The organism is Pantoea sp. JK, assembly GCF_026130245.1.
In the GTDB taxonomy this organism is placed as follows: Bacteria; Pseudomonadota; Gammaproteobacteria; order Enterobacterales; family Enterobacteriaceae; genus Pantoea; species Pantoea trifolii.
The window spans coordinates 1-26140 of record NZ_JAINFN010000017.1; the positions used below are offsets into that span (position 1 = coordinate 1).

Genomic DNA, 26140 nt, shown 5'->3' on the forward strand with positions numbered 1-26140 from the left:
CCGTTCTTCAAAGGCTACCGTCCTCAGTTCTACTTCCGTACTACTGACGTGACCGGTGACGTTCAGCTGCCAGAAGGCGTTGAGATGGTAATGCCAGGCGACAACGTAAAAATGACCGTAACTTTGATCAAGCCAATCGCTATGGATCAGGGTCTGCGTTTCGCAATCCGTGAAGGCGGCCGTACTGTTGGTGCGGGTGTTGTTGCTGAAATTATCGCTTAATTGCGATAATATTTGACGCAATGCACAAGGAAAGGGCATCATTTGATGCCCTTTTTGCACGCTGTTACATAGAACCTGGCTCATCAGTGATTTTCAATCATAATCATTGTTGAGACAGGCTCTGTTTCACGGCGTTGGATACCGAGTTACGCTCAAAAGCTCATTCGGTTTGGATGCCTCGCTCTGCGGGGCAGAATAGTTTCTGAATTATTGTGGCAGGTTGGTTTATGAGTGCGAATACCGAAGCTCAAGGAAGCGGGCGCGGCCTTGAAGCGATGAAATGGGTAGTTGTGATCGCATTGCTCCTGGTAGCAATTGTCGGCAACTATATTTATCGCGATGTAACTCTGCCGCTGCGTGCGCTGGCTGTAGTAGTGCTGATTGCTGCAGCAGGCGGCATCGCACTGCTGACAATCAAAGGCAAAGCGACTGTGGCATTTGCCCGTGAAGCAAGAACCGAAATGCGTAAGGTCATTTGGCCAACTCGCCAGGAAACATTGCACACCACGTTAATCGTTGCCGCGGTAACTGCCGTGATGTCACTGATTTTGTGGGGGCTGGATGGTATTCTGGTCCGTCTGGTATCGTTTATCACTGGCCTGAGGTTCTGAGATGTCTGAAGCTCCAAAAAAACGCTGGTACGTCGTTCAGGCGTTCTCCGGTTTTGAAGCTCGCGTAGCTAAATCGCTGCACGAGCATATCAAACTGCACAACATGGAAGAGCTTTTTGGCGAAGTCATGGTGCCGACTGAAGAAGTCGTCGAGATCCGTGGTGGCCAACGTCGCAAAAGCGAACGTAAATTCTTTCCTGGCTACGTATTGGTCCAGATGGTAATGAATGACGCCAGCTGGCACTTGGTACGCAGTGTACCGCGTGTGATGGGCTTTATCGGCGGAACGTCCGATCGTCCTGCGCCAATCAGTGATAAAGAAGTTGATGCGATTATGAACCGCCTGCAGCAGGTTGGTGATAAGCCGCGTCCAAAAACGCTGTTCGAGCCAGGCGAAATGGTGCGCGTCAGCGACGGTCCGTTTGCCGATTTCAACGGTGTGGTCGAAGAAGTGGACTACGAGAAGAGCCGCTTGAAAGTTTCTGTTTCCATCTTTGGCCGTGCAACGCCAGTGGAACTCGACTTCGCTCAGGTGGAAAAAGCTTAACCCTATTGTTCACTTTTTAGCTCTTGCGGAAGGCGCGAAATTTACCTATAATTTCGCGCCTTTTGTTTTTATGCGCTGCTATTAGCGTGTAAATCGTTACCACGGGGAGCCTGTTTTTCAGGCGCTAAAACCCAATTGAGGAAATATCATGGCCAAGAAAGTACAAGCCTACGTCAAGCTGCAGGTTGCAGCTGGTATGGCTAACCCAAGCCCACCTGTTGGTCCAGCTCTGGGTCAGCAGGGTGTTAACATCATGGAATTCTGCAAAGCGTTTAACGCTAAGACAGAATCTCTGGAGAAAGGCCTGCCTACTCCAGTTGTTATCACCGTATACAGCGACCGTTCCTTCACTTTCGTTACTAAAACGCCTCCGGCTGCCGTTCTGCTGAAAAAAGCAGCGGGCATCAAGTCTGGTTCTGGTAAGCCGAACAAAGATAAAGTCGGTAAAGTGACTCGTGCTCAGGTACGTGAAATCGCAGAAACTAAAGCTGCGGACATGACAGGTTCTGACGTAGAAGCGATGACTCGCTCTATCGAAGGTACTGCTCGTTCCATGGGCCTGGTAGTAGAGGATTAAGAAATGGCTAAGCTGACCAAGCGCATGAGCGTAATTCGCGACAAAGTTGACGCGACCAAGCAGTACGACATCACCGAAGCTGTTGCTCTGTTGAAAGAACTGGCTACCGCTAAGTTTGTTGAAAGCGTTGACGTTGCTGTTAACCTCGGCATCGATGCACGTAAATCTGATCAGAACGTGCGCGGCGCGACCGTTCTGCCACACGGTACTGGTCGTTCAGTACGTGTTGCCGTCTTCACCCAAGGTGCAAACGCTGAAGCTGCTAAAGCAGCTGGCGCAGAGCTAGTTGGTATGGAAGACCTGGCTGAGCAGATCAAAAAAGGCGAAATGAACTTTGACGTTGTTATCGCATCTCCAGATGCAATGCGCGTTGTTGGCCAGTTGGGCCAGGTTCTGGGCCCACGCGGTCTGATGCCAAACCCGAAAGTTGGTACTGTAACCCCTAACGTTGCTGAAGCAGTTAAAAATGCTAAAGCAGGTCAGGTTCGTTATCGTAACGACAAAAACGGCATCATCCACACCACCATCGGTAAAGTGGATTTTGACACTGACAAATTGAAAGAAAACCTGGAATCCCTGCTGGTTGCGCTGAAAAAAGCTAAACCATCTCAGGCGAAAGGCGTGTACATCAAGAAAGTCAGCATCTCTACCACCATGGGCGCCGGCGTTGCCGTTGACCAGGCTGGTCTGAGCGCATCAGCAAACTAATTGCTGCTTGTAACGGGCGAAAAATTCATCTAGAATCTTACGCCCGTTGTTCTGGTTGTTAACGCAATTCAGAACCCAGATTCAAAGTGAGTGAATGACAAAGTCTAAACGCTTAGTTATTCAATCGCTTAGGTTGGAGCCAGGCCTTATCCTGGCCTCCGTCCGAGACCGCAGGAGCAGAATATTTTCGGATATCTTGCTTAATACCCTGCGTAGACGGTGACAGAACCAAAAAGAATTTTTTCTTCGCTGGATTCTGCTCACCGTGTAATAGCGCTTATCGCCTTCGGGTGAATGAGTGAAGTGAGTTCCGGGAAATTATTCCCGGCCAATCCAGGAGCAAAGCTAATGGCATTAAATCTTCAAGGCAAACAAGCGATTGTTGCTGAAGTTAGCGAAGTAGCCAAAGGCGCGCTTTCAGCGGTTGTTGCGGATTCCCGCGGCGTAACCGTTGATAAAATGACCGAACTGCGTAAAGCAGGTCGTGAAGCTGGCGTTTACATGCGTGTTGTTCGTAACACCCTGCTGCGCCGCGTCGTTGAAGGTACTCCTTTCGAGTGCCTGAAAGACACGTTTGTTGGTCCGACCCTGATTGCATACTCTTTGGAACACCCGGGCGCTGCTGCTCGTCTGTTCAAAGATTTCGCTAAAGCGAATGCAAAATTTGAGGTCAAAGCTGCAGCCTTTGAAGGTGAGCTGATCACGGCGGCCAATATTGACCGTCTGGCAACTCTGCCGACTTACGAAGAAGCACTGGCACGTCTGATGTCGACCATGAAAGAAGCCGCTGCTGGCAAACTGGTCCGTACTCTGGCTGCTGTGCGCGATGCAAAAGAAGCGGCTTAAGGCCAAATTCTTTTCCTTCGTGCTTGCTAACGTATAAACTTTTTCTGATTTTTAGGAACAATCGATATGTCTATCACTAAAGACCAAATTCTGGAAGCTGTTGCCGCTATGTCCGTAATGGAAGTAGTTGAGCTGGTTTCTGCTATGGAAGAAAAATTCGGCGTTTCTGCTGCTGCTGCTGTAGCTGTTGCTGCTGGCCCAGCTGAAGCTGTTGAAGAGAAAACTGAATTCGACGTAATTCTGAAAGCTGCTGGCGCTAACAAAGTCGCAGTAATCAAAGCGGTTCGTACTGCAACAGGCCTGGGCTTGAAAGAAGCTAAAGACCTGGTTGAAGCTACTGGCGCAATCAAAGAAGGCATCAGCAAAGATGACGCAGCTGCTCTGGAAGCACTGCTGAAAGAAGCTGGCGCTGACGTTGAAGTTAAGTAAGACAACCTTCGGGTTGCAGCCTGAGTTACATTAGGCTGATGGCTGGTGACTGTTTAGGTCACCAGCCTTTTTGCGCTACAGGGGAATGATGGCGTTTCGCACTGTTTGTCCGTCATTCCTCTTCAATATCTTTTTCTATCGACGCCTTAATATATCGCTCTCCTGCAAAGGTTCCCTGCCTAAGCAACGGCGATGAAATGATTTAAGAGTGATAGAAAGATGTATTGCATGGGGTGCTGCGCATCGCATGAAAAACAAAAAATAGTGTTGCATGAACTGTCCTTTTCAGGACGGACAGCGTGGTTCGACATGTCAGCTAGCTGAGGAACCCCATGGTTTACTCCTATACCGAGAAAAAACGTATTCGTAAGGATTTTGGTAAACGTCCACAAGTTTTGGACATACCTTATCTCCTTTCTATCCAGCTTGACTCGTTCCAGAAGTTTATCGAGCAAGATCCAGAAGGCCAGTACGGTCTGGAAGCAGCCTTCCGCTCCGTATTCCCAATCTCAAGCTACAGCGGCAACTCTGAGTTGCAGTATGTAAGCTACCGTTTGGGTGAGCCTGTCTTTGACGTAACTGAATGTCAGATCCGTGGCGTGACCTATTCGGCACCGCTGCGCGTGAAACTGCGTCTGGTGATCTACGAGCGCGAAGCGCCGGAAGGCACCGTAAAAGACATTAAAGAACAAGAAGTCTACATGGGTGAGATTCCACTCATGACGGACAACGGTACCTTTGTTATCAATGGTACTGAGCGTGTTATCGTTTCTCAGCTGCACCGTAGTCCTGGCGTGTTCTTCGACAGCGATAAGGGTAAAACGCACTCTTCCGGTAAAGTGCTGTATAACGCACGTATCATCCCTTACCGCGGTTCATGGCTCGACTTCGAGTTTGACCCGAAAGACAACCTCTTCGTCCGTATTGATCGTCGTCGTAAGCTGCCGGCCAGTATCATTCTGCGCGCGTTAAACTTCACCTCAGAACAAATCCTGGATCTGTTCTTTGACAAAGTCGTTTACGAAATCCGCGATAACAAACTGCAGATGGAACTGGTGCCTGAGCGCCTGCGTGGTGAAACCGCCTCCTTCGATATCGAAGCAAACGGCACGGTCTACGTTGAGAAAGGTCGTCGCATCACTGCGCGCCACATCCGTCAGCTGGAAAAAGACAACATTCAGCACATCGAAGTGCCAGTTGAATACATTGCTGGCAAAGTGGTTGCTAAAGACTACGTCGATCTGAACACCGGCGAGCTGATCGTTCCAGCGAACATGGAATTGTCACTGGATCTGCTGGCGAAGCTGAGCCAGTCAGGCCACAAGCGCATTGAAACGCTGTTCACCAACGACCTGGATCACGGTGCGTACATCTCCGAGACCCTGCGTGTTGACCCAACCAACGATCGCTTAAGCGCGCTGGTTGAGATCTACCGCATGATGCGTCCTGGTGAGCCACCAACGCGTGAAGCCGCTGAAAACCTGTTCGAGAACCTGTTCTTCTCTGAAGATCGTTACGATCTTTCTGCGGTTGGCCGCATGAAGTTCAACCGTTCTCTGCTGCGTGAAGAGATCGAAGGTTCAGGTATCCTGAGCAAAGACGACATCATCGAAGTGATGAAAAAGCTTATCGGTATCCGTAACGGTATCGGTGAAGTGGATGATATCGATCACCTCGGTAACCGTCGTATTCGTTCTGTTGGCGAAATGGCAGAAAACCAGTTCCGTGTTGGCCTGGTTCGTGTTGAGCGTGCAGTTAAAGAGCGTCTGTCTTTGGGCGACCTCGATACGCTGATGCCTCAGGACATGATCAACGCTAAGCCGATTTCGGCGGCGGTGAAAGAGTTCTTCGGTTCAAGCCAGCTGTCCCAGTTTATGGATCAGAACAACCCGTTGTCTGAGATTACGCACAAACGTCGTATCTCTGCTCTGGGCCCAGGCGGCCTGACCCGTGAGCGCGCCGGTTTCGAAGTACGTGACGTACACCCAACCCACTACGGTCGTGTATGTCCTATTGAAACCCCGGAAGGCCCGAACATCGGTCTGATTAACTCACTCTCTGTTTACGCGCAGACTAACGAATACGGTTTCCTAGAAACCCCGTATCGTCGCGTTGTTGACGGAAAAGTGAGTGATGAAATTCATTACCTCTCTGCAATTGAAGAGGGTAACTACGTTATCGCTCAGGCGAACACCAACCTCGCAGAAGATGGCAGCTTTGTTGACGACCTCGTCACCTGCCGTAGCAAGGGTGAGTCAAGCCTGTTCAGCCGCGATCAGGTTGACTACATGGACGTTTCCACCCAACAGGTGGTTTCTGTCGGTGCGTCACTGATTCCGTTCCTGGAACACGATGATGCTAACCGCGCCTTGATGGGTGCGAACATGCAACGTCAGGCGGTTCCAACTCTGCGCGCTGATAAGCCGCTGGTTGGTACCGGTATGGAACGTGCAGTAGCGGTTGACTCCGGTGTAACTGCCGTCGCGAAACGTGGTGGTACCGTTCAGTACGTTGATGCTTCTCGTATCGTTATCAAAGTTAACGAAGAAGAGATGTATCCGGGCGAAGCGGGTATCGACATCTATAACCTGACCAAGTACACCCGTTCTAACCAGAACACCTGCATCAACCAGATGCCGTGTGTCAATCTGGGTGAGCCGATTGAGCGTGGCGACGTGCTGGCAGATGGCCCGTCTACCGATCTCGGTGAACTGGCGCTGGGTCAGAACATGCGCGTGGCGTTCATGCCATGGAACGGTTACAACTTCGAAGACTCCATCCTCGTATCCGAGCGTGTGGTTCAGGAAGACCGTTTCACCACTATTCACATCCAGGAACTGGCATGTGTGTCTCGCGACACCAAGCTGGGGCCAGAAGAGATCACCGCTGATATCCCGAACGTGGGTGAAGCTGCGCTTTCTAAACTGGATGAATCCGGCATCGTGTATATCGGTGCGGAAGTGACCGGTGGCGACATTCTGGTTGGTAAGGTAACGCCGAAAGGTGAAACCCAGCTGACGCCAGAAGAGAAACTGCTGCGTGCGATCTTCGGTGAAAAAGCCTCTGACGTGAAAGATTCGTCACTGCGCGTTCCGAACGGCGTATCCGGTACGGTTATCGACGTGCAGGTCTTTACCCGCGATGGCGTGGAAAAAGACAAGCGCGCGCTGGAAATCGAAGAGATGCAGCTGAAGCAGGTTAAGAAAGACCTGTCTGAAGAACTGCAGATCTTTGAAGCGGGCCTGTTCGGCCGTATCCAGGCAGTACTGATATCGGGTGGTGTTGAAGCTGAGAAGCTGGACAAACTGCCACGTGAGCGCTGGTTGGAGCTGGGCCTGACTGACGAAGAGAAGCAGAATTCTCTGGAGCAGCTGGCTGAGCAGTATGACGAGCTGAAGCACGAGTTTGAGAAGAAACTTGAAGCGAAGCGTCGCAAGATCACTCAAGGCGATGATCTGGCACCAGGCGTGCTGAAAATCGTTAAGGTGTATCTGGCCGTTAAACGTCAGATCCAGCCTGGTGACAAGATGGCAGGTCGTCACGGTAACAAGGGTGTTATCTCTAAGATCAACCCTATCGAAGACATGCCTTACGATGAGAACGGTACGCCGGTCGATATCGTACTGAACCCGCTGGGCGTACCATCGCGTATGAACATCGGTCAGATCCTGGAAACTCACCTCGGTATGGCGGCGAAAGGCATTGGTGAAAAAATCAATGCGATGCTGAAGAAGCAGGAAGAAGTCTCCAAACTGCGTGAGTTCATCCAGCGTGCTTACGATCTGGGCACTGATGTGCGTCAGAAAGTTGACCTGAACACCTTTACAGACGACGAAGTGCTGCGTCTGGCAGAAAACCTGAAGAAGGGTATGCCAATCGCGACTCCGGTGTTTGACGGTGCGAAAGAGAGCGAAATCAAAGAGCTGTTGCAGCTCGGCGGCTTGCCTTCTTCCGGTCAGATCACCCTGTTCGACGGCCGTACCGGTGAGCAGTTTGAGCGTCAGGTAACCGTAGGTTACATGTACATGCTAAAACTGAACCACCTGGTCGACGACAAGATGCACGCACGTTCTACCGGTTCTTACAGCTTGGTTACTCAGCAGCCGCTGGGTGGTAAAGCGCAGTTCGGTGGACAGCGCTTCGGTGAGATGGAAGTGTGGGCACTGGAAGCATACGGTGCCGCGTATACCCTGCAGGAAATGCTTACCGTTAAATCTGATGACGTTAACGGCCGTACGAAGATGTATAAAAACATCGTCGACGGTAACCATCAGATGGAACCGGGCATGCCGGAATCCTTCAACGTACTGTTGAAAGAGATTCGCTCGCTGGGTATCAACATCGAGCTGGAAGACGAGTAAGTACTCGCAAGTACTGGTTACGGGACGTGCACTTCGGGTGCGCGTCCCTGAGAGTTCCACTCCGACGGGAGCTAATCCGTGAAAGACTTACTTAAGTTTCTGAAAGCGCAAACTAAGACCGAAGAGTTTGATGCGATCAAAATTGCTCTGGCCTCGCCAGACATGATCCGTTCATGGTCTTTTGGTGAAGTTAAAAAGCCGGAAACCATTAACTACCGTACCTTCAAGCCTGAGCGTGACGGTCTTTTCTGTGCCCGTATTTTCGGACCGGTAAAAGATTACGAATGCCTGTGCGGAAAGTACAAGCGTTTAAAACATCGCGGCGTAATCTGTGAGAAGTGTGGCGTTGAAGTTACACAGACCAAAGTACGTCGTGAGCGCATGGGCCACATTGAGCTGGCTTCTCCAACTGCGCACATTTGGTTCCTGAAATCACTGCCTTCGCGTATCGGCTTGCTGCTGGATATGCCACTGCGTGATATCGAGCGCGTGCTGTACTTCGAATCTTATGTGGTTATCGAAGGCGGCATGACCAACCTGGAAAAACGTCAGATTCTGACGGAAGAGCAGTACCTTGATGCGCTGGAAGAGTTCGGTGACGAATTCGACGCGAAGATGGGTGCGGAAGCTATCCAGGCGCTGCTGAAAAATATGGATCTGGAGCAGGAGTGCGAGCAGCTGCGTGAAGAGCTGAACGAAACCAACTCCGAGACCAAACGTAAAAAGCTGACCAAGCGTATCAAGCTGCTGGAAGCGTTCGTTCAGTCTGGTAACAAGCCAGAGTGGATGATCCTGACCGTTCTGCCGGTTCTGCCGCCAGATCTGCGCCCGCTGGTACCGCTGGATGGTGGTCGGTTCGCTACGTCGGATCTGAACGATCTGTATCGTCGCGTGATCAACCGTAACAACCGTCTGAAACGCCTGCTGGATCTGGCTGCGCCAGATATCATCGTACGTAACGAAAAACGTATGCTGCAGGAAGCGGTTGATGCACTGCTGGATAACGGCCGTCGCGGTCGCGCCATCACTGGCTCGAACAAGCGTCCGCTGAAATCTCTGGCAGACATGATCAAAGGTAAACAGGGTCGTTTCCGTCAGAACCTGTTGGGTAAACGTGTTGACTACTCTGGTCGTTCAGTTATCACCGTTGGTCCATACCTGCGTCTGCATCAGTGCGGTCTGCCGAAGAAAATGGCTCTTGAGCTGTTCAAACCGTTCATTTACGGCAAGCTGGAACTGCGTGGCCTGGCCACCACCATCAAAGCCGCGAAGAAAATGGTTGAGCGCGAAGAAGCTGTCGTTTGGGATATCCTGGACGAAGTGATCCGCGAACACCCGGTACTGCTGAACCGTGCACCAACTCTGCACCGTTTGGGTATCCAGGCGTTTGAACCGGTTCTGATCGAAGGTAAAGCGATCCAGCTGCACCCGCTGGTTTGTGCGGCATATAACGCCGACTTCGATGGTGACCAGATGGCTGTTCACGTACCGCTGACGCTGGAAGCCCAGCTGGAAGCGCGTGCGCTGATGATGTCGACCAACAACATTCTGTCACCCGCGAACGGCGAGCCAATCATCGTTCCTTCACAGGACGTTGTTTTGGGTCTGTACTACATGACCCGCGACAAAGTGAACGCCAAAGGCGAAGGCATGGTGCTGACTGGCCCGAAAGAAGCTGAGCGTGTTTACCGCGCTGGCCTGGCCGAGCTGCATGCACGCGTTAAAGTGCGTATCACTGAATACACAAAGAACGAGCAGGAAGAGTTCGTTGCGAAAACCAGCATTATCGACACCACCATTGGTCGTGCGATTCTGTGGATGATCGTTCCGAAAGGCCTGCCTTACTCCATCGTCAACCAGGCGCTGGGTAAGAAAGCAATTTCCAAGATGCTGAACACCTGTTACCGCATCCTGGGCCTGAAGCCAACCGTTATCTTTGCTGACCAAACCATGTACACCGGTTTTGCTTACGCAGCCCGTTCAGGTGCCTCTGTAGGTATCGACGACATGGTAATCCCAGCGAAGAAAGCGGAAATCGTAGCCGAAGCGGAAGCGGAAGTTGCTGAGATTCAGGAACAGTTCCAGTCTGGTCTGGTAACTGCTGGCGAACGTTACAACAAAGTTATCGATATTTGGGCCGCTGCTAACGAACGCGTTTCCAAAGCGATGATGGATAACCTGCAAACTGAAACCGTGATCAACCGTCATGGCGAAGAAGAGCAGCAGGTATCGTTCAACAGCATCTACATGATGGCCGACTCCGGTGCGCGTGGTTCTGCTGCACAGATTCGTCAGCTGGCCGGTATGCGTGGTCTGATGGCTAAGCCAGATGGCTCAATCATCGAAACGCCGATCACCGCGAACTTCCGTGAAGGTCTGAACGTACTCCAGTACTTCATCTCCACGCACGGTGCGCGTAAAGGCCTTGCGGATACCGCACTGAAAACTGCTAACTCCGGTTATCTGACGCGTCGTCTGGTAGACGTAGCGCAGGATCTGGTTGTTACCGAAGATGACTGCGGCACGTTCGAAGGCATCATGATGACTCCGGTCATCGAAGGTGGTGACGTTAAAGAGCCGCTGCGTGAGCGTGTACTGGGTCGTGTAACGGCTGAAGACGTTCTGAAGCCGGGCACTGCAGACATCCTGATCCCGCGTAACACCCTGATCGATGAGCACTGGTGTGATGTGATCGAACTGAATTCAGTCGATGCGATCAAAGTGCGCTCGGTTGTTGGCTGTGAAACCGACTTCGGTGTGTGCGCACACTGCTACGGTCGCGATCTGGCACGTGGTCACATCATCAACAAAGGTGAGGCCATCGGTGTTATCGCAGCACAGTCCATCGGTGAGCCGGGTACTCAGCTGACGATGCGTACGTTCCACATCGGTGGTGCGGCATCTCGTGCGGCTGCTGAATCCAGCATCCAGGTGAAGAACAAAGGTACTATTAAGCTTACCAACGCGAAGTCTGTAACCAACTCCTCAGGAAAACTGGTTATCGTTTCACGTAACGTCGAGCTGAAGATGATCGACGAGTTCGGTCGTACCAAAGAGAGCTATAAAGTCCCTTACGGTGCGGTTATGGCTAAAGGTGATGGCGAGCAGGTTGCAGCGGGCGAGACCGTAGCAAACTGGGATCCACATACCATGCCGGTAATCACCGAAGTGGGCGGTTTCATTCGCTTCACTGACATGATCGACGGTCAGACCATTACGCGTCAGACTGACGACTTAACCGGTCTGTCATCGCTGGTGGTTCTGGATTCTGCAGAACGTACTGCGGGTGGTAAAGATCTGCGTCCTGCGCTGAAAATTGTTGATGCCAACGGAAATGATGTTCTGATTCCAGGTACCGACATGCCAGCACAGTACTTCCTGCCGGGCAAAGCGATTGTTCAGCTGGAAGATGGCGTTAAGATCAGTGCCGGTGATACGCTGTCGCGTGTTCCGCAGGAATCTGGCGGTACCAAGGATATTACCGGTGGTCTGCCGCGCGTTGCTGACTTGTTCGAAGCGCGTCGTCCGAAAGAGCCAGCAATCCTGGCGGAGATCAGCGGTATCATCTCCTTCGGTAAAGAGACCAAAGGTAAGCGTCGTCTGGTAATCACGCCGGTTGATGGTAGCGATCCGTATGAAGAGATGATTCCAAAATGGCGTCAGCTTAACGTATTCGAAGGTGAGCGCGTAGAACGTGGTGACGTCGTATCTGACGGCCCAGAGTCTCCGCACGACATCCTGCGTCTGCGTGGCGTCCATGCTGTTACCCGTTACATCACCAACGAAGTGCAGGAAGTTTACCGTCTGCAAGGCGTTAAGATTAACGATAAACACATCGAAGTCATCGTTCGTCAGATGCTGCGTAAAGCAACCATCTCGAGCGTGGGAAGCACCGACTTCCTGGAAGGTGAGCAGGCTGAATACTCTCGCATCAAGATCTCTAACCGTGAACTTGAAGCGAATGGCAAAATCGGCGCGACATTCATGCGCGATCTGCTGGGTATCACCAAAGCGTCACTGGCAACCGAATCGTTCATCTCTGCAGCATCGTTCCAGGAGACCACACGTGTCCTGACCGAAGCAGCAGTTGCAGGTAAGCGCGATGAACTGCGCGGCCTGAAAGAGAACGTAATCGTGGGTCGTCTGATCCCAGCCGGTACCGGTTATGCTTATCACCAGGATCGTATGCGTCGCCGCTCTGCGGGTGAAGCACCGGTTGCACCGCAGGTTACTGCGGATGAAGCCTCTGCTAGCCTGGCTGAATTGCTGAACGCCGGTCTGGGCGGAAGCGACGACGAGTAATTCGTCTGCTAAAGCTGACCAATAAAAAACCCTGCCTCGGCAGGGTTTTTTTTCGTCTTGATTTTGTCAGAACTTACGGCAGACATCTTCGCGTGTCAGTCCGATATCCCGCAGCTGATTGTCACTCAGTTTTGACAGGATGCGATGCGTTTCCCGCCGTGCTTTCCAGTGTTTAACCATACGTACTGCGCCACGGAAGATATCCAGTAAAGTGACATCAAAAGGTTTAGCCGCGCGGTTTTGATCGAATTCCATAATCCTTGCCCTCAGTAGGTTGCCTGAGATGCATTGTCCAATGCCTGCGTATTATGATACAGACGCAAAAATCACTTATCTTTAACATACAGATTGCGCTGTGATGAATCTGAATGGTAATAATAAGGGCTATCTGTACTGGTTTGTTATGATCTAAGGCTGAGTGAGGCATACGATGACGCGCTACCAACATTTGGCATGTTTGCTTTCGGATCGAATTGAGCAAGGGCTGTATCGCAGCGGCGAGCGCTTGCCATCGGTGCGCACGCTTAGCCTGGAACACGGCGTGAGTATCAGTACCGTTCAGCAGGCATATCATCTGCTGGAAGAGAAACAGCTGATCGTGCCGCAGCCTCGATCCGGGTATTTCGTTGCAACGCGCAAATCGACGCCGCCGATGCCCGCCATAACCCGACCGGCACAGCGCCCGGTGGAAATCACACAGTGGGAATCTGTGCTGGAGCTGCTCAGCAGCCGGACTAACAGCGATGTATTGCAACTCGGCAGCGGTATTCCCGATCTCACTCAGCCCACGTTGAAACCGCTGTGGAAAATTCAGAGCCGCATGGCGCAGAGGCAGGAAATTGATCAGCTCAACTATGACAGTTTGTTGGGCGTCGCGGCATTGCGTGAACAGGTTGCGCGTCTGACGGTTGACAGCGGTTGTCAGCTCACGGCAGAAGATATCGTGATTACCACCGGCTGCCATGAAGCGTTGTCGATTTCGATTCGTGCAATATGCCAGGCCGGCGACATCATTGCGGTGGAATCGCCGACTTTCCACGGCACCATGCAAACCCTGCGCGGCTTCGGCATTCGCGCTATTGAAATTCCTACCGATTCGGTCACAGGCATCAGCCTGGAAGCGCTGGAACTGGCGTTCGAGCAGTGGCCGATCAAAGCGGTGGTGGTAGTGCCCAACTGCAATAATCCGCTGGGCTTCATCATGCCGGAATCTCGCAAACGTGCGCTGGTTACGCTGGCGCAGCGTTTCGATGCCGCGATTATTGAAGACGATGTGTATGGTGAGCTGGCGTGGGAATATCCGCGTCCGGTTACCATCAAGTCGCTGGACCACGATGGCCGCGTGTTGCTGTGCAGTTCGTTCTCCAAAACGCTGGCGCCGGGATTGCGGGTCGGTTGGGTGGCGCCGGGGCGCTATCGCGATCGCGTGCTGCATATGAAATACATCAGCACCGGGTCGACGGCCACACAGCCGCAGCATGCGGTCGCCGAGTTTATACGCCTTGGTCATTATCTGCCGCATTTGCGGCGCATGCGTCAGGTGTATCAACGCAACTACGAAACCTTTAGCTGTTGGGTGCGCCACTACTTCCCGTGCGGGATTTGTGTGTCGCGTCCGCAGGGCAGTTTCCTGATGTGGATTGAATTGCCAGAGGCGTTTGACGCGGTCAGGCTCAATACCGAATTGCGTGAGCTGAACATGCAGGTTGCGGTGGGCTCGCTGTTTTCGGCCTCGGGCAAGTATCGCAACTGCTTGCGCCTGAATTATGGTTTGCCAATGAATGAGCATACGGAACAGGCGATAGCCCAACTCGGTGCAGCAGTAGAACGTGCCATGCTGGCTTGTAGTGTGGAAACCGTACATACCTCCTCCCTGACTATGTGAAGAAAGGCAGGGCTGGGAGAGGTTAAGACCAGCCCTGGCCCGCTGCAAGCGACAGCGGGCAGGCACACTTTAGCTTTATCAGGAAAGGGCGCTAGCCATCACATCACGCTGCTGCGCGACAGATTCCAGCGTTTCATCCTCACTTACCACGCATTACATTACTTTTGCAGGTTCGATTCCATTTTCCACCAGTGACAGCAACTGCTGCGTTGCTGCGCGCCAGTCTGAGGCCTGGGTAATCGCACTCACCACAGCAATACTGCCCACGCCGGTAGCCAGCACTTCAGGCACGCGCGCCAGTGAAATACCGCCAATCGCCACGGTTGGCACATCCTGTAAACGCGACAGATGGCGTTTCAATTCCACCACGCCCTGCGGCGCAGATGGCATGTCTTTGGTTTGCGTAGGATAGATGTGGCCAAGCGCAATGTAAGAAGGGCGCAGCGCCAGCGCTCGATCCAGCTCGGCATCGTCATGCGTCGATAAACCCAGGCGCAATCCCGCCTCACGAATGGCCGCCAGATCGGCGACATCGAGATCTTCCTGGCCAAGGTGCACGCCATAAGCATGATATTTAATGGCTAAGCGCCAGTAATCATTGATAAACAGGCGTGCCCGATACTGTTTGCCAAGCGCAATCGCCTCGCGCACGGCATCTTCCACCTCATGATCTTCACAATCTTTGATGCGCAGCTGAATGGTGCGCACACCGGCTTCCAGTAAGCGCGCGATCCATTCCACGCTATCGACAACCGGATACAGCCCCAGTTTTGGGGCCGTGGCAGGAAAGGTGTCGGTCATACATTTTCCTCTTTAAGGGTATCGGCAGCGTGATAAAGCTCGCCGCCACGATTGCGGAAGGCATCCGACATTTGCGCCATTCCCACCTCAATCGGCTGAGCTTCAGCCTGCTGGCGGGCGGCAAACTCGCGCACTTCCTGAGTAATTTTCATTGAGCAGAATTTCGGGCCGCACATTGAGCAGAAGTGCGCCACTTTGCCTGATTCCTGCGGCAAAGTTTCATCGTGATAGGCGCGTGCGGTGTGCGGATCGAGCGCCAGATTGAACTGATCTTCCCAGCGAAATTCAAAACGCGCTTTCGACATCGCATTGTCGCGGATCTGCGCGCCCGGATGGCCTTTCGCCAGATCCGCTGCGTGCGCGGCGATCTTGTAGGTGATCAGCCCTTGCTTCACATCCTCTTTATTGGGCAAACCGAGGTGCTCTTTCGGCGTCACGTAGCACAGCATGGCGCAGCCGAACCAGCCAATCATGGCCGCGCCGATGCCGGAAGTGAAATGGTCATAGCCGGGCGCGATATCGGTGGTGAGCGGGCCAAGCGTGTAAAACGGCGCTTCGTGACAATGCTCAAGCTGTTCGGTCATATTGCGACGAATCATTTGCATCGGCACGTGTCCCGGACCTTCAATCATCACCTGCACATCGTATTCCCAGGCAATTTTGGTCAGTTCGCCCAGCGTATGCAGTTCGGCAAATTGCGCCTCATCGTTGGCATCCTGAATTGAACCGGGACGCAGGCCGTCGCCGAGCGACAGTGCCACATCGTAGGCGGCACAAATTTCACAAATCTCGCGGAAGTGCAGATAGAGGAAGCTTTCGGTGTGATGCGACAGGCACCATTTCGCCATAATCGAGCCGCCGCGCGACACAATGCCGGTCAGCCGGTTGGCCGTCATCGGCACATAGCGTAGCAATACGCCAGCGTGAATGGTGAAGTAGTCAACGCCTTGTTCCGCTTGCTCCAGCAGCGTGTCGCGGAAAATCGCCCAGTTGAGATCTTCTGCAATGCCGTTCACTTTTTCCAGCGCCTGATAAATCGGCACTGTACCAATCGGCACCGGGCTGTTTCGCAAAATCCACTCGCGCGTTTCATGGATGTAGCGGCCGGTTGAGAGATCCATCACGGTGTCTGCGCCCCAGCGCGTCGACCACACCAGCTTCTCCACTTCTTCTTCAATCGATGAACTCACCGCCGAGTTACCAATATTGGCATTTACCTTCACCAGGAAGTTGCGGCCGATGATCATCGGTTCGGATTCGGGATGGTTGATGTTAGAAGGAATGATGGCGCGGCCGCTGGCGACTTCCTGGCGAACAAATTCAGCGGTGATATTTTCCGGCAGATTAGCGCCAAAGCTGTGGCCCGGATGCTGCTGTAGCAGCACTTCACCGCGAATACGCTCGCGGCCCATGTTTTCACGCAGCGCAATAAACTCCATCTCCGGCGTGATGATGCCCTGTCGCGCATAGTGCAGTTGGGTAACCCGGCGACCCGCTTTGGCGCGGCGCGGTTGTGGCAGATGCTCAAAACGCAGGTGATCCAAGCCTTCATCCGCCAGACGTTGCTGCGTGTAGCTGGAACTTAGCTGGTGGATAGTTTCACTGTCGTCACATTCTTCGATCCAGTTAGCGCGCAGCCTGGCGAGTCCCTGATGCACATCAATAGTGGCTTGAGGATCGCCATAAGCACCGGCGGTGTCGTATACCGGCACCGCTTCATTCGGCTCATATTGCGGATGTTCTTTGCTGCCGCCGATGTGTGTCGGGCTGAGCTGTATCTCACGCATCGGCACGCGAATATCCGCGCGGCTGCCGGTGATCCAGATACGTTTGGAGTTGGGGAAAGCGGTTCCCTGCAGGGAATCGATAAATTCTTGCGCCTGAGCGCGCTGTTCACGACGAGACGTTTTAGCAGACATAGCAAGTTTCCGGTAACGGTTGGAAGTTGCTTGTCCAGAGTTCGGAAGGAGTAACAGCGACGATGCTGGGCGCCAGCTTGCAACGTGCTGATGATGTCTACTCTTGTTCCCTTCGCAGGTACTAACCTGATCAGGTTCCGCGGATCCCGAATTAACGGTCTCAGCCCCGGAGGGCACTCCGACAAGGTTGTGTTTTGTGGTTTAAGCTACTTTGCTTGCCATTTTGCACCTGGGCAGTGCTCGTGACCGTCACGTACTACGTGTACGCTCCGGTCCCTGCGCGCTGTCCGAGTGCAAACTGGCTGCGCACGCTACGCTTAAACCGCAAAATTTGGCTCTTCATGTTTTGAAGAGGCAATAAAAAAGCCCATTCAGCATAAGAGGGCTTTTCTTGAATAACAAGTTTTTTACAACTTCAGGATGTTAAGCCGGGCGGGCGATGACGCTGTCATTGGCCACCGGCGGGCGCGCCAGCTGGTGATCCCAGGCGAGCTGTACCAACTTATCTTCCAGCGTAAAGCGCGATTCCAGCACTTCACCGACTTCGGAGAGCGCGGTTTGAAAATCCACGCAATTATCATCGTTAATTGCTTGCTGCAGATGGGTGTCGTAAAGCTGCATGATGCGATCGGTATTCGCCTCAAGTGCCGGATAAATCTGCGCGGCCACGATTAATGGGCTATCACCCTGCATCTCACTAATGATGTGTTCATACACGCTGAAATGGCCGGTAGACAGGTAATCTACCAGGTTGTGACAAAACGCATCCAGCGCCTGTTCATCCAGCGCAGTTAACGCATCTTTTTGTGGCTTCATGCCAATAAGCTCGTAGTAAGTGACGAGCAGCTGTCGACGGGCGCGCAGCCATGAATCCACCAATTCATTTCTGCCACCGACACGCTCTGTCAGGTTCTCTAACTGGTTAAGCATATGGGGCTCCAGGTAGGTTATAGTTGTTAATTACACACTTAATATTAGGATTTCAGCGTGCGATTTGACGCTAAGGACAACGATTAAGATGCAACGTGAGATCTCAAGCTTAGACGCTGGTTGGTGGGTTGTCAGCCATGAGCAAAAACTTTGGATGCCGCAGGGTGAATTGCCGCATGGCTTAGCCAGCGATTTTGGCCTGAACGGCAGCAACGGCATGTTGATTGGCGAGTGGCAGGGCGAGAATGTCTGGCTGGTACGCGAGTCGCGCCCGGACAGCATGGGCTCGGTGCGCCAACTGATTGATGAGGATGTCGGCCTGTTCCAAATCGTCGGGCGTGGCGTGCAGCTGGCGGAGTTTTACCGTTCGCATCGCTGGTGCGGCTATTGCGGCCATGAGATGCACATCAGCAAACGCGAATTTGCCTGCTTGTGCAATCATTGCCGCGAGCGCTATTACCCGCAAATTGCGCCGTGCATCATCGTGGCCATCCGTCGTGGCGATGAGATCCTGCTTGCCAATCATGCGCGTCATCGCAACAACATCTATACCGTGCTGGCAGGGTTCGTCGAAGTGGGCGAAACCTTAGAACAAGCGGTAGCGCGGGAAGTGATGGAGGAGAGTAACGTGCGGGTGAAAAATGTGCGTTACGTGACCTCGCAGCCGTGGCCGTTCCCGCATTCCCTGATGATGGCGTATATGGCGGAATATGATGGTGGCGATCTGCAACACGACGGCAAAGAGCTGCTGGATGCCGGTTGGTATCGCTATGACAATCTGCCGCTGTTACCGCCGCCCGGCACGGTGGCGCGTCGCCTGATTGAAGATACTGTTGCCCTGTGTCGCGCCAGCGCGGCGTGAAAATGCTACACTGCCGGCCTTAGCATGAGAGAGCCCATTATGAGTGAACTGAAGAACGATCGTTATCTGCGCGCCCTGTTACGTCAGCCGGTAGATGTCACGCCGGTATGGATGATGCGACAAGCCGGGCGCTATTTGCCGGAGTACAAAGCCACGCGCGCTGAAGCCGGTGATTTTATGTCGCTGTGTAAGAATGCTGAGCTGGCGTGTGAAGTCACGCTGCAACCGCTGCGTCGCTATGCGCTGGATGCGGCAATCCTCTTCAGCGATATCCTCACCATTCCGGATGCGATGGGACTTGGGCTCTACTTTGAGACCGGCGAAGGCCCGCGTTTCTCCAACCCGATCACCTGTCGTGCGGATGTCGACAAACTGCCGGTGCCGGATCCAGAGCATGAACTCGGTTATGTGATGAACGCGGTGCGTACCATTCGTCACAACCTTAAAGGCGAAGTGCCGCTGATCGGTTTCTCCGGCAGCCCGTGGACGCTGGCAACCTACATGGTTGAAGGCGGCAGCAGCAAAGCCTTCACAAAAATCAAAAAGATGATGTACGCCGAGCCGCAAACCCTGCACAAATTGCTGGATAAGCTGGCGGACAGCGTGATTCTTTATCTCAATGCGCAGATCAAAGCTGGCGCGCAGTCGATCATGGTGTTCGATACATGGGGCGGCGTGCTGACCGGACGCGACTATCGCGAATTCTCGCTCTATTACATGCATAAAATCGTCGATAGCGTGCTGCACGAGAACGAAGGTCGTCGCGTACCTATTACGCTGTTCACCAAAGGTGGCGGCCAATGGCTGGAAGCGATAGCCGCGACCGGCTGTGATGCGCTGGGGCTCGACTGGACCACCGATATCGCCGATGCGCGTCGTCGCGTAGGTGACAAAGTGGCGCTGCAGGGCAACATGGATCCTTCCATGCTGTATGCACCGCCTGCGCGCATCGAGCAGGAAGTAGCCGGGATTCTTGAAGGTTTTGGCGCGGGCGAAGGCCACGTGTTTAACCTGGGCCACGGCATCCATCCAGACGTACCGCCTGAGCATGCCGGTGCGTTTGTAGAAGCGGTGCATCGTCTGTCACGTCCTTATCATCAGGGCTGATGGTGGATTTAGCCGCACTACGCCAGGAACAGTTGCAACGCGCTGCTGATGTGGTGCGGCAGGATGATTTCGACGTGCTGCCGCCGCGTTTTATTGGTGGCGCCGACGTAGGTTTTGAACAGGGCGGTGAGATCACACGCGCTGCTCTGGTCATCCTCGAGTATCCATCCTTAACGCTGGTGGAACATCGCATTGCACGCGTGGCCACTACCATGCCGTATATTCCGGGCTTCTTATCCTTCCGCGAAATGCCGGCACTGCTGGAAGCCTGGCAGCAGCTCTCCCACATGCCCGATCTGCTGTTTGTTGATGGTCACGGTATTTCCCATCCGCGTCGGCTTGGCGTGGCGGCGCATTTCGGATCGCTGGTGGATGTGCCTACCATTGGCGTAGCGAAGAAGCGTCTATGCGGGCGTTTTGCTGAGCTGGACGCTGAGCCAGGCAGCCGTCAGCCGCTGCTCGACAAAGGTGAGCAGATTGGCTGGGTATGGCGCAGTAAAGCGCGCTGTAATCCGCTGTTTATCTCGACCGGCCATCGGGTCAGCATGGATAGCGCCTTGCATTGGGTGGAAGCCTGTACCGCAGGCTATCGTTTGCCGGAACCGACGCGTTGGGCGGATGCTGTCGCCTCTGGACGCCCGGCCTTTCTGCGCTGGCAAAATACGCCTTAACGCTGTTTGTGCCCGGCTTTTGCGGTACACTGCCGCCAGCTAACCTATTGAGAGTAAGTTTGATGTTACAGAATCCCGTCCATTTGCGTCTGGCGAAGCTTGAAAGCTGGCAGCATATGACTTTCATGGCCTGCCTGTGCGAGCGTATGTTCCCCAACTATTGGGCTTTCTGTCAGCAGACCGAATTCGCCGATCCGCAACTCTATCGCCGCATCCTCGATCTAATCTGGGAAAGCCTGACGGTCAAAGATGCCAAAATCAATTTCGACGGTCAGCTGGAGAAATTTGAAGCGGCGATCCCTAATGGTGATGATTTTGAGGTTTACGGTGTGCATCCGGCGATTGATGCCTGCGTGGCATTAAGTGAACTGCTGCATGCACAACTCAGCGGCGAAACGCTGGAGCACGCCATTGAAGTCAGCCGTACATCGATCACCACCGTGGCGATTCTGGAAATGACGCAGGCCGGTCGCGAAATGACCGACGAAGAGCTGCGTGGAAATCAGGCGGTAATCGATGAATGGGACCTGCAGTGGGAGATTTTCCGCCTGCTGTCAGAGTGCGAAGAGCGCGACCTCGAATTGATTAAAGGCCTGCGTGCAGACCTGCGCGAAGCGGGAATCAGTAACATCGGTATACTTTTTCAGCAATAAGGCAAGAAAACGTGACTTCAGGCCCGAATTACCGCGCCTGGAGGCTTCACATCGGCCCCCTGTCTGGTCTACATTTGGGGGGCTGAAAATTGTGGCTATCGGTGCGTGCCGGCTGAACAAGGCCTGAGAAGGGCTTTTCCCTCGCACTCGTTGCTTAGCAAGCGATAAATACACTTTAAGGATAACTTATGAACAAGACTCAACTGATTGATGTGATCGCAGAGAAAGCTGACCTGTCTAAAACCCAGGCTAAGACTGCGCTGGAATCTACCCTGGCTGCGATCACTGAGTCTCTGAAAGAAGGTGATGCTGTACAACTGGTTGGTTTTGGTACTTTTAAAGTGAACCACCGCGCTGAGCGTACCGGTCGCAACCCGCAGACTGGCAAAGAGATCAAAATTGCAGCGGCTAACGTGCCAGCGTTCGTTTCAGGCAAAGCTCTGAAAGACGCTGTTAAGTAAGTTTCCGCATTGCGGTTTAGCTTTAAAAGAGGGGGCGTTAGCGCCCCTTTTTGTTGCCGGGACCTGCCATGCTGAATTCAATTCCTCAGCGCGTGTGCGCCCTGTTATTCGGTGCGCTACTTACGGGCTGTAGCTCCACTCCTGATCTTCCTGCCTTTACGGCGAGCGGCTATCTGGCCGACCGCGGCACCGTGCGCATCTGGCGCAAGAATAGCGACCATCAAGTGGTTCATCTGCGAACGGTCTTCACGCCCTTTAATGGCGATGCGATGGAAACCACTGATTACAACTGGCAGCAGCAGAAGCTGATTAGCGTCGAACGACGCGTCGCGGGTGCACAGCCGGATGATGTCACCTTACGCTTCGATCATCAGGGCAATCTCAATTTCATGCAGCGCCAGCTGGCGGGACGACGTGAAGCAGTCAGCGCTGATAGCGTTGAGCTGTATCGCTTCGATGCGCAGCGCATGCTGGATCAGAGCAATGCGTTGCTTGCAGGCCGCGTATTGCTGCGTCAGGGCCATTGGCTGGGCGGCAATCAGGTACGAGAGTGCGATGACAAGCTGGTGAATGCGGCCTTTGATCGCGTCACGCTGTATACGCTAAGTCGCCAGCAGCAGAGCCAGTCTGCGCCGTTGATGGTGTCGTGGCTGGAAGCGCCGGAAGGTGTGCAACTGCTACGTGCTACACCGGATGACGAATGCAGCTGGCAGCCAAAAGAGAGTGATTTCTAGCAGGCAGATAAGAGAAGGGGCACATGCTGTGCCCCTTTGCGTACTTATTTGCGGTTAATGGCGCGATAACCGATATCGCGGCGGCAGAAGCTGCCATCCCACGAAATATGCTGCGCCAGCGCATAAGCGTTCTTCTGCGCTGCGGCTACATCGTCGCCCAGCGCGGTCACGCACAGTACGCGGCCACCGTTAGTCACCACCAGATCGTCTTTCATGGTGGTACCAGCGTGGAACACTTTGCCGTCCGGCACTTCTTCCAGCGGCAGACCATGAATCTGATCGCCTGTGTTGTAATCGCCCGGATAACCACCCGCCGCTAACACCACGCCGAGAGAGGGACGCGGATCCCACTGCGAGGTTTGCTGATCCAGTTTGCCATCGGTAGCCGCCAGACACAGCTCAACCAGATCCGACTGCAGACGCAGCATGATTGGCTGAGTTTCCGGATCGCCGAAGCGGCAGTTAAACTCGATCACTTTAGGTTGACCGGCTTTATCGATCATTAAACCGGCATACAGAAAACCGGTATAGATGTTGCCTTCAGCTTTCATACCGTTAACGGTTGGCCAGATGATCTGATCCATTACGCGCTGGTGGATCTCATTGGTCACCACTGGCGCCGGAGAATACGCGCCCATGCCGCCGGTGTTTGGACCGGTATCGCCATCGCCGACACGCTTGTGATCCTGGCTGGTGGCCATCGGCAGCACATTGTTGCCGTCGACCATCACGATAAAGCTGGCTTCTTCGCCATCAAGGAACTCTTCAATCACGATGCGGTGACCGGCATCGCCGAACGCATTGCCAGCCAGCATATCCTGCACAGCGGCTTCGGCTTCCGCCAGTTCCATCGCCACGATCACGCCTTTACCGGCGGCGAGACCGTCAGCTTTAATGACGATCGGTGCGCCTTTCTCGCGCAGATAGGCCAGCGCAGGCTCCACTTCGGTGAAGTTCTGGTATTCGGCGGTTGGGATCTGCTGACGTGCCAGGAAATCTTTGGTGAACGCCTTTGAACCTTCCAGCTGGGCGGCGGCTTGCGTTGGGCCAAAGATCTTCAGACCTGCCGCACGGAACGCATCAACCACACCCATCACCAGCGGCGCTTCCGGGCCAACGATGGTCAGATCGATTTTTTCCTGCTGCGCAAAAGCCAGCAGCGCGGCAACGTCGGTGGCGCTGATTGCCACGTTTTGCAAAGCCGGCTCAAGCGCGGTGCCCGCATTGCCAGGCGCGACAAACACGGTTTCGGCCAGTGGCGATTGTGCCGCTTTCCATGCCAGCGCGTGCTCACGTCCGCCATTACCAATCACTAAAATTTTCATCTGTACTGCTCCCAACAATTAATGGCGGAAATGACGCATGTCAGTAAAGATCATCGCGATGCCGTGCTCATCAGCGGCGGCAATCACTTCATCATCACGGATTGAACCGCCTGGCTGAATCACGCAGCTGATGCCGACAGCCGCTGCGGCGTCGATACCGTCGCGGAAAGGGAAGAATGCATCAGACGCCATTGCGGAGCCTTTCACTTCCAGACCTTCATCACCCGCTTTGATGCCGGCAATTTTGGCCGAGTAAACGCGGCTCATCTGGCCGGCGCCAATGCCGATGGTCATATTGTCACGTGCGTAGACGATGGCATTGGATTTAACGAACTTCGCCACTTTCCAGCAGAACAGCGCATCACGCAGTTCCTGCTCAGTTGGCTGACGCTTGCTGACGACGCGCAGCTGGCTAGCATCGACCATGCCCAGATCGCGATCCTGAACCAGGACGCCGCCGTTAACGCGTTTGAAATCCAGCGCCGCAACACGACCTTGCCACTGACCACACACCAGAACGCGCACGTTCTGCTTGGCCGCAGTCACTTTCAGCGCTGCTTCGCTGGCGGATGGCGCGATGATCACTTCAACAAACTGACGGCTGATGATCGCCTGTGCGGTGGCTTCGTCCAGCTCGCGGTTGAAAGCGATGATGCCGCCGAAAGCAGAAGTCGGGTCAGTTTTGTAGGCACGCTCGTAAGCGTCAAGGATCGAACCGCCAACCGCCACGCCGCATGGGTTAGCGTGTTTGACGATCACACAAGCAGCTTCGTCGAACTCTTTCACGCACTCGAGTGCGGCATCGGTATCGGCGATGTTGTTGTAAGAGAGCGCTTTGCCCTGAACCTGCTGCGCGGTGGCAACAGAAGCTTCAGCAACATTCTCTTCTATATAGAAGGCTGCATCCTGATGGCTGTTCTCGCCGTAACGCATATCCTGCTTCTTGATGAAGTTGAGGTTAAGCGTGCGCGGGAAGCGGCCGGCCGGCTCTTTGCTGTCGCTGTGATAAGCCGGCACCAGGCTACCGAAGTAGTTGGCGATCATGCTGTCATAAGCGGCAGTGTGTTCGAAGGCTTTGATGGCCAGATCGAAACGCGTTTCTAGCGTGAGCGAGTTTTCGTTGGCATCCAGCTCAGCAATGATCGCCTCGTAATCGCTGCTCTTGACCACGATCGCCACGTCTTTATGGTTCTTCGCCGCTGAGCGAACCATGGTCGGGCCACCGATATCGATGTTCTCAACCGCATCAGCTAATGAGCAATCAGGTTTGGCAACGGTTTGTGCGAAGGGATACAGGTTGACGACCACCATGTCGATTGGGTTGATGGCGTGTTCAGCCATGATCGCATCATCCTGACCACGACGACCCAAAATGCCGCCATGCACTTTCGGGTGCAGCGTTTTGACGCGTCCATCCATCATTTCCGGAAAACCGGTGTAGTCAGAAACTTCGGTGACGGGCAGGCCCGCATCTGCCAGCAGACGTGCGGTACCGCCTGTGGAGAGCAGCTCAACACCACGACTGGAGAGTGCCTGAGCAAATTCGAGGATACCGGCTTTGTCAGAGACACTGAGTAGAGCGCGGCGTACAGGACGACGTTGTTGCATGGTGGTTTTATCCCTTGGCTTTGTTTCGCGTAAAAAAGAGCGTTACATCAAGCTTAGTGTCTCTCTTCTATATAGAAGGAAACGCTTGCCTCATGTAACGCCCCAAAAGGGGCATCCTTGACGTCGCCGGGCATTGTAGCGAAAACGTTTGCGTGATGCTCGCCTAAATTCATTTGTGCGGCAGAGTGTGGATAACACTGTGTGTAACTGCGTATAAGGCGGGGTTTTGCTGTGGAATGCAGCGAACGGTTGTTTTTATTGAATTTAGCGGTTGCGCGCTGAGAACAACTCCCTATAATGCGCATCCATCAACACGGCACAACGGTTTACGAAATGCGGTGTTGGTGAGGAAGATTCGACAAGAACTTCCGCCGGATGAAAACACTGAAAAAAGTGTTTGACTCCGAAGGAGAGTAGCGTAGTATACGCCACCTCGCGACAGACGGTTCAGCCGCTGTTCGCAACGCTCTTTAACAATTTATCAGACAATCTGTGTGGGCACTCGCAGGATTGATATCAGCGTCTTAGGACGCAACAAAATATCAAAGCCTCACGAGTGAACACATAATGAAATTCATTAT

At 53.6% G+C, this 26140-nt stretch carries 21 protein-coding genes, 1 pseudogene and 1 riboswitch; of the genes and pseudogenes, 16 read left to right on the forward strand and 6 right to left on the reverse strand.

Going from position 1 to position 26140, the window contains the following annotated elements; genetic code table 11:
- From tuf to rpoC, 9 genes and pseudogenes are all read left to right on the forward strand, one after another.
- Positions 1 to 222: pseudogene (gene tuf / locus PanJK_RS23490) on the forward strand (elongation factor Tu); the annotation flags it as partial.
- Positions 223 to 449: 227 nt separating this feature from the next.
- Entirely contained in the window at positions 450 to 833 is a 384-nt protein-coding gene (gene secE / locus PanJK_RS23495; RefSeq protein WP_008108388.1) for a preprotein translocase subunit SecE, read from the forward strand.
- Between the two features lies 1 nt (position 834).
- Positions 835 to 1380 carry a transcription termination/antitermination protein NusG gene (gene nusG / locus PanJK_RS23500; protein WP_008108391.1) on the forward strand — a complete coding sequence of 182 codons (546 nt, stop codon included), beginning with the start codon at positions 835 to 837 and terminating at the stop codon, positions 1378 to 1380.
- 148 nt (positions 1381 to 1528) lie between these two features.
- A complete protein-coding gene (rplK, locus tag PanJK_RS23505; protein WP_008108393.1) occupies positions 1529 to 1957 on the forward strand; it encodes a 50S ribosomal protein L11 in 429 nt (142 codons plus the stop codon).
- A 3-nt stretch (positions 1958 to 1960) separates the two neighbouring features.
- Positions 1961 to 2665, forward strand: a complete 705-nt coding sequence (gene rplA, locus PanJK_RS23510) for a 50S ribosomal protein L1 (protein WP_008108395.1) — start codon at positions 1961 to 1963, stop codon at positions 2663 to 2665.
- 348 nt (positions 2666 to 3013) lie between these two features.
- The gene (rplJ, locus tag PanJK_RS23515) at positions 3014 to 3511 is read left to right on the forward strand and encodes a 50S ribosomal protein L10 (RefSeq protein ID WP_007886294.1); all 498 of its coding nucleotides are present in this window, start codon (positions 3014 to 3016) and stop codon (positions 3509 to 3511) included.
- Positions 3512 to 3577: 66 nt separating this feature from the next.
- On the forward strand, positions 3578 to 3940 hold the full coding sequence (gene rplL / locus PanJK_RS23520) for a 50S ribosomal protein L7/L12 (RefSeq protein WP_256698085.1): 363 nt from the start codon (positions 3578 to 3580) through the stop codon (positions 3938 to 3940).
- A gap of 332 nt (positions 3941 to 4272) precedes the next feature.
- Complete coding sequence (gene rpoB, locus PanJK_RS23525; protein WP_256698086.1) at positions 4273 to 8301, forward strand: DNA-directed RNA polymerase subunit beta; 4029 nt, start codon at positions 4273 to 4275, stop codon at positions 8299 to 8301.
- A 78-nt stretch (positions 8302 to 8379) separates the two neighbouring features.
- A complete protein-coding gene (gene rpoC, locus PanJK_RS23530) occupies positions 8380 to 12603 on the forward strand; it encodes a DNA-directed RNA polymerase subunit beta' (RefSeq protein ID WP_008108402.1) in 4224 nt (1407 codons plus the stop codon).
- Between the two features lie 66 nt (positions 12604 to 12669).
- Here rpoC and PanJK_RS23535 read toward each other — a convergent pair whose 3' ends face one another.
- Complete coding sequence (locus tag PanJK_RS23535) at positions 12670 to 12858, reverse strand: DUF1127 domain-containing protein (RefSeq protein ID WP_008108404.1); 189 nt, start codon at positions 12856 to 12858, stop codon at positions 12670 to 12672.
- 175 nt (positions 12859 to 13033) lie between these two features.
- Here PanJK_RS23535 and PanJK_RS23540 point away from each other — a divergent pair, with 175 nt between their 5' ends.
- A complete protein-coding gene (locus PanJK_RS23540) occupies positions 13034 to 14488 on the forward strand; it encodes a PLP-dependent aminotransferase family protein (protein WP_265303460.1) in 1455 nt (484 codons plus the stop codon).
- Between the two features lie 153 nt (positions 14489 to 14641).
- Here PanJK_RS23540 and thiE read toward each other — a convergent pair whose 3' ends face one another.
- The 3 genes from thiE to PanJK_RS23555 form a co-directional block, all read right to left on the reverse strand.
- Complete coding sequence (gene thiE / locus PanJK_RS23545) at positions 14642 to 15289, reverse strand: thiamine phosphate synthase (protein WP_265303461.1); 648 nt, start codon at positions 15287 to 15289, stop codon at positions 14642 to 14644.
- Complete coding sequence (gene thiC / locus PanJK_RS23550; protein ID WP_265303462.1) at positions 15286 to 17208, reverse strand: phosphomethylpyrimidine synthase ThiC; 1923 nt, start codon at positions 17206 to 17208, stop codon at positions 15286 to 15288. The genes thiE and thiC overlap by 4 nt, the downstream gene beginning before the upstream one ends.
- Before the next feature lie 90 nt (positions 17209 to 17298).
- A riboswitch (TPP riboswitch) is annotated at positions 17299 to 17399 on the reverse strand.
- A 232-nt stretch (positions 17400 to 17631) separates the two neighbouring features.
- Positions 17632 to 18138 (reverse strand): Rsd/AlgQ family anti-sigma factor, encoded by a 507-nt coding sequence (locus PanJK_RS23555; RefSeq protein ID WP_008108413.1) that lies wholly within the window; start codon positions 18136 to 18138, stop codon positions 17632 to 17634.
- Positions 18139 to 18226: 88 nt separating this feature from the next.
- Here PanJK_RS23555 and nudC point away from each other — a divergent pair, with 88 nt between their 5' ends.
- From nudC to PanJK_RS23585, 6 genes are all read left to right on the forward strand, one after another.
- A complete protein-coding gene (gene nudC / locus PanJK_RS23560) occupies positions 18227 to 19000 on the forward strand; it encodes an NAD(+) diphosphatase (RefSeq protein ID WP_265303463.1) in 774 nt (257 codons plus the stop codon).
- Positions 19001 to 19039: 39 nt separating this feature from the next.
- The gene (gene hemE / locus PanJK_RS23565; RefSeq protein WP_265303464.1) at positions 19040 to 20107 is read left to right on the forward strand and encodes a uroporphyrinogen decarboxylase; all 1068 of its coding nucleotides are present in this window, start codon (positions 19040 to 19042) and stop codon (positions 20105 to 20107) included.
- A gap of 2 nt (positions 20108 to 20109) precedes the next feature.
- Entirely contained in the window at positions 20110 to 20778 is a 669-nt protein-coding gene (gene nfi, locus PanJK_RS23570) for a deoxyribonuclease V (protein ID WP_008108420.1), read from the forward strand.
- 62 nt (positions 20779 to 20840) lie between these two features.
- Positions 20841 to 21431 carry a YjaG family protein gene (locus PanJK_RS23575; protein ID WP_265303465.1) on the forward strand — a complete coding sequence of 197 codons (591 nt, stop codon included), beginning with the start codon at positions 20841 to 20843 and terminating at the stop codon, positions 21429 to 21431.
- Positions 21432 to 21619: 188 nt separating this feature from the next.
- The gene (gene hupA, locus PanJK_RS23580; protein WP_007886275.1) at positions 21620 to 21892 is read left to right on the forward strand and encodes a nucleoid-associated protein HU-alpha; all 273 of its coding nucleotides are present in this window, start codon (positions 21620 to 21622) and stop codon (positions 21890 to 21892) included.
- Between the two features lie 68 nt (positions 21893 to 21960).
- Positions 21961 to 22626 (forward strand): DUF1481 domain-containing protein, encoded by a 666-nt coding sequence (locus PanJK_RS23585; protein WP_256698093.1) that lies wholly within the window; start codon positions 21961 to 21963, stop codon positions 22624 to 22626.
- Between the two features lie 44 nt (positions 22627 to 22670).
- Here the strand turns inward: PanJK_RS23585 and purD are convergent, their stop codons facing one another.
- Both purD and purH read right to left on the reverse strand, forming a co-directional pair.
- Positions 22671 to 23951, reverse strand: a complete 1281-nt coding sequence (gene purD / locus PanJK_RS23590; RefSeq protein ID WP_256698094.1) for a phosphoribosylamine--glycine ligase — start codon at positions 23949 to 23951, stop codon at positions 22671 to 22673.
- Between the two features lie 18 nt (positions 23952 to 23969).
- A complete protein-coding gene (purH, locus tag PanJK_RS23595; RefSeq protein ID WP_061720555.1) occupies positions 23970 to 25559 on the reverse strand; it encodes a bifunctional phosphoribosylaminoimidazolecarboxamide formyltransferase/IMP cyclohydrolase in 1590 nt (529 codons plus the stop codon).
- Positions 25560 to 26140 lie beyond the last annotated feature (581 nt).

What these genes read in the sequence shown, in the direction of transcription:
- purH (WP_061720555.1), bottom strand. Translation starts at nt 25,559, where the DNA reads ATGCAACAACGTCGTCCTGTACGCCGCGCTCTACTCAGTGTCTCTGAC.
- purD (WP_256698094.1), bottom strand. Translation starts at nt 23,951, where the DNA reads ATGAAAATTTTAGTGATTGGTAATGGCGGACGTGAGCACGCGCTGGCA.
- hupA (WP_007886275.1), top strand. Translation starts at nt 21,620, where the DNA reads ATGAACAAGACTCAACTGATTGATGTGATCGCAGAGAAAGCTGACCTG.
- rplJ (WP_007886294.1), top strand. Translation starts at nt 3,014, where the DNA reads ATGGCATTAAATCTTCAAGGCAAACAAGCGATTGTTGCTGAAGTTAGC.
- nusG (WP_008108391.1), top strand. Translation starts at nt 835, where the DNA reads ATGTCTGAAGCTCCAAAAAAACGCTGGTACGTCGTTCAGGCGTTCTCC.
- thiC (WP_265303462.1), bottom strand. Translation starts at nt 17,208, where the DNA reads ATGTCTGCTAAAACGTCTCGTCGTGAACAGCGCGCTCAGGCGCAAGAA.
- rplK (WP_008108393.1), top strand. Translation starts at nt 1,529, where the DNA reads ATGGCCAAGAAAGTACAAGCCTACGTCAAGCTGCAGGTTGCAGCTGGT.
- rplA (WP_008108395.1), top strand. Translation starts at nt 1,961, where the DNA reads ATGGCTAAGCTGACCAAGCGCATGAGCGTAATTCGCGACAAAGTTGAC.
- PanJK_RS23555 (WP_008108413.1), bottom strand. Translation starts at nt 18,138, where the DNA reads ATGCTTAACCAGTTAGAGAACCTGACAGAGCGTGTCGGTGGCAGAAAT.
- thiE (WP_265303461.1), bottom strand. Translation starts at nt 15,289, where the DNA reads ATGACCGACACCTTTCCTGCCACGGCCCCAAAACTGGGGCTGTATCCG.
- PanJK_RS23585 (WP_256698093.1), top strand. Translation starts at nt 21,961, where the DNA reads ATGCTGAATTCAATTCCTCAGCGCGTGTGCGCCCTGTTATTCGGTGCG.
- PanJK_RS23575 (WP_265303465.1), top strand. Translation starts at nt 20,841, where the DNA reads ATGTTACAGAATCCCGTCCATTTGCGTCTGGCGAAGCTTGAAAGCTGG.
- hemE (WP_265303464.1), top strand. Translation starts at nt 19,040, where the DNA reads ATGAGTGAACTGAAGAACGATCGTTATCTGCGCGCCCTGTTACGTCAG.
- rpoB (WP_256698086.1), top strand. Translation starts at nt 4,273, where the DNA reads ATGGTTTACTCCTATACCGAGAAAAAACGTATTCGTAAGGATTTTGGT.
- rplL (WP_256698085.1), top strand. Translation starts at nt 3,578, where the DNA reads ATGTCTATCACTAAAGACCAAATTCTGGAAGCTGTTGCCGCTATGTCC.
- PanJK_RS23535 (WP_008108404.1), bottom strand. Translation starts at nt 12,858, where the DNA reads ATGGAATTCGATCAAAACCGCGCGGCTAAACCTTTTGATGTCACTTTA.
- PanJK_RS23540 (WP_265303460.1), top strand. Translation starts at nt 13,034, where the DNA reads ATGACGCGCTACCAACATTTGGCATGTTTGCTTTCGGATCGAATTGAG.
- secE (WP_008108388.1), top strand. Translation starts at nt 450, where the DNA reads ATGAGTGCGAATACCGAAGCTCAAGGAAGCGGGCGCGGCCTTGAAGCG.
- nudC (WP_265303463.1), top strand. Translation starts at nt 18,227, where the DNA reads ATGCAACGTGAGATCTCAAGCTTAGACGCTGGTTGGTGGGTTGTCAGC.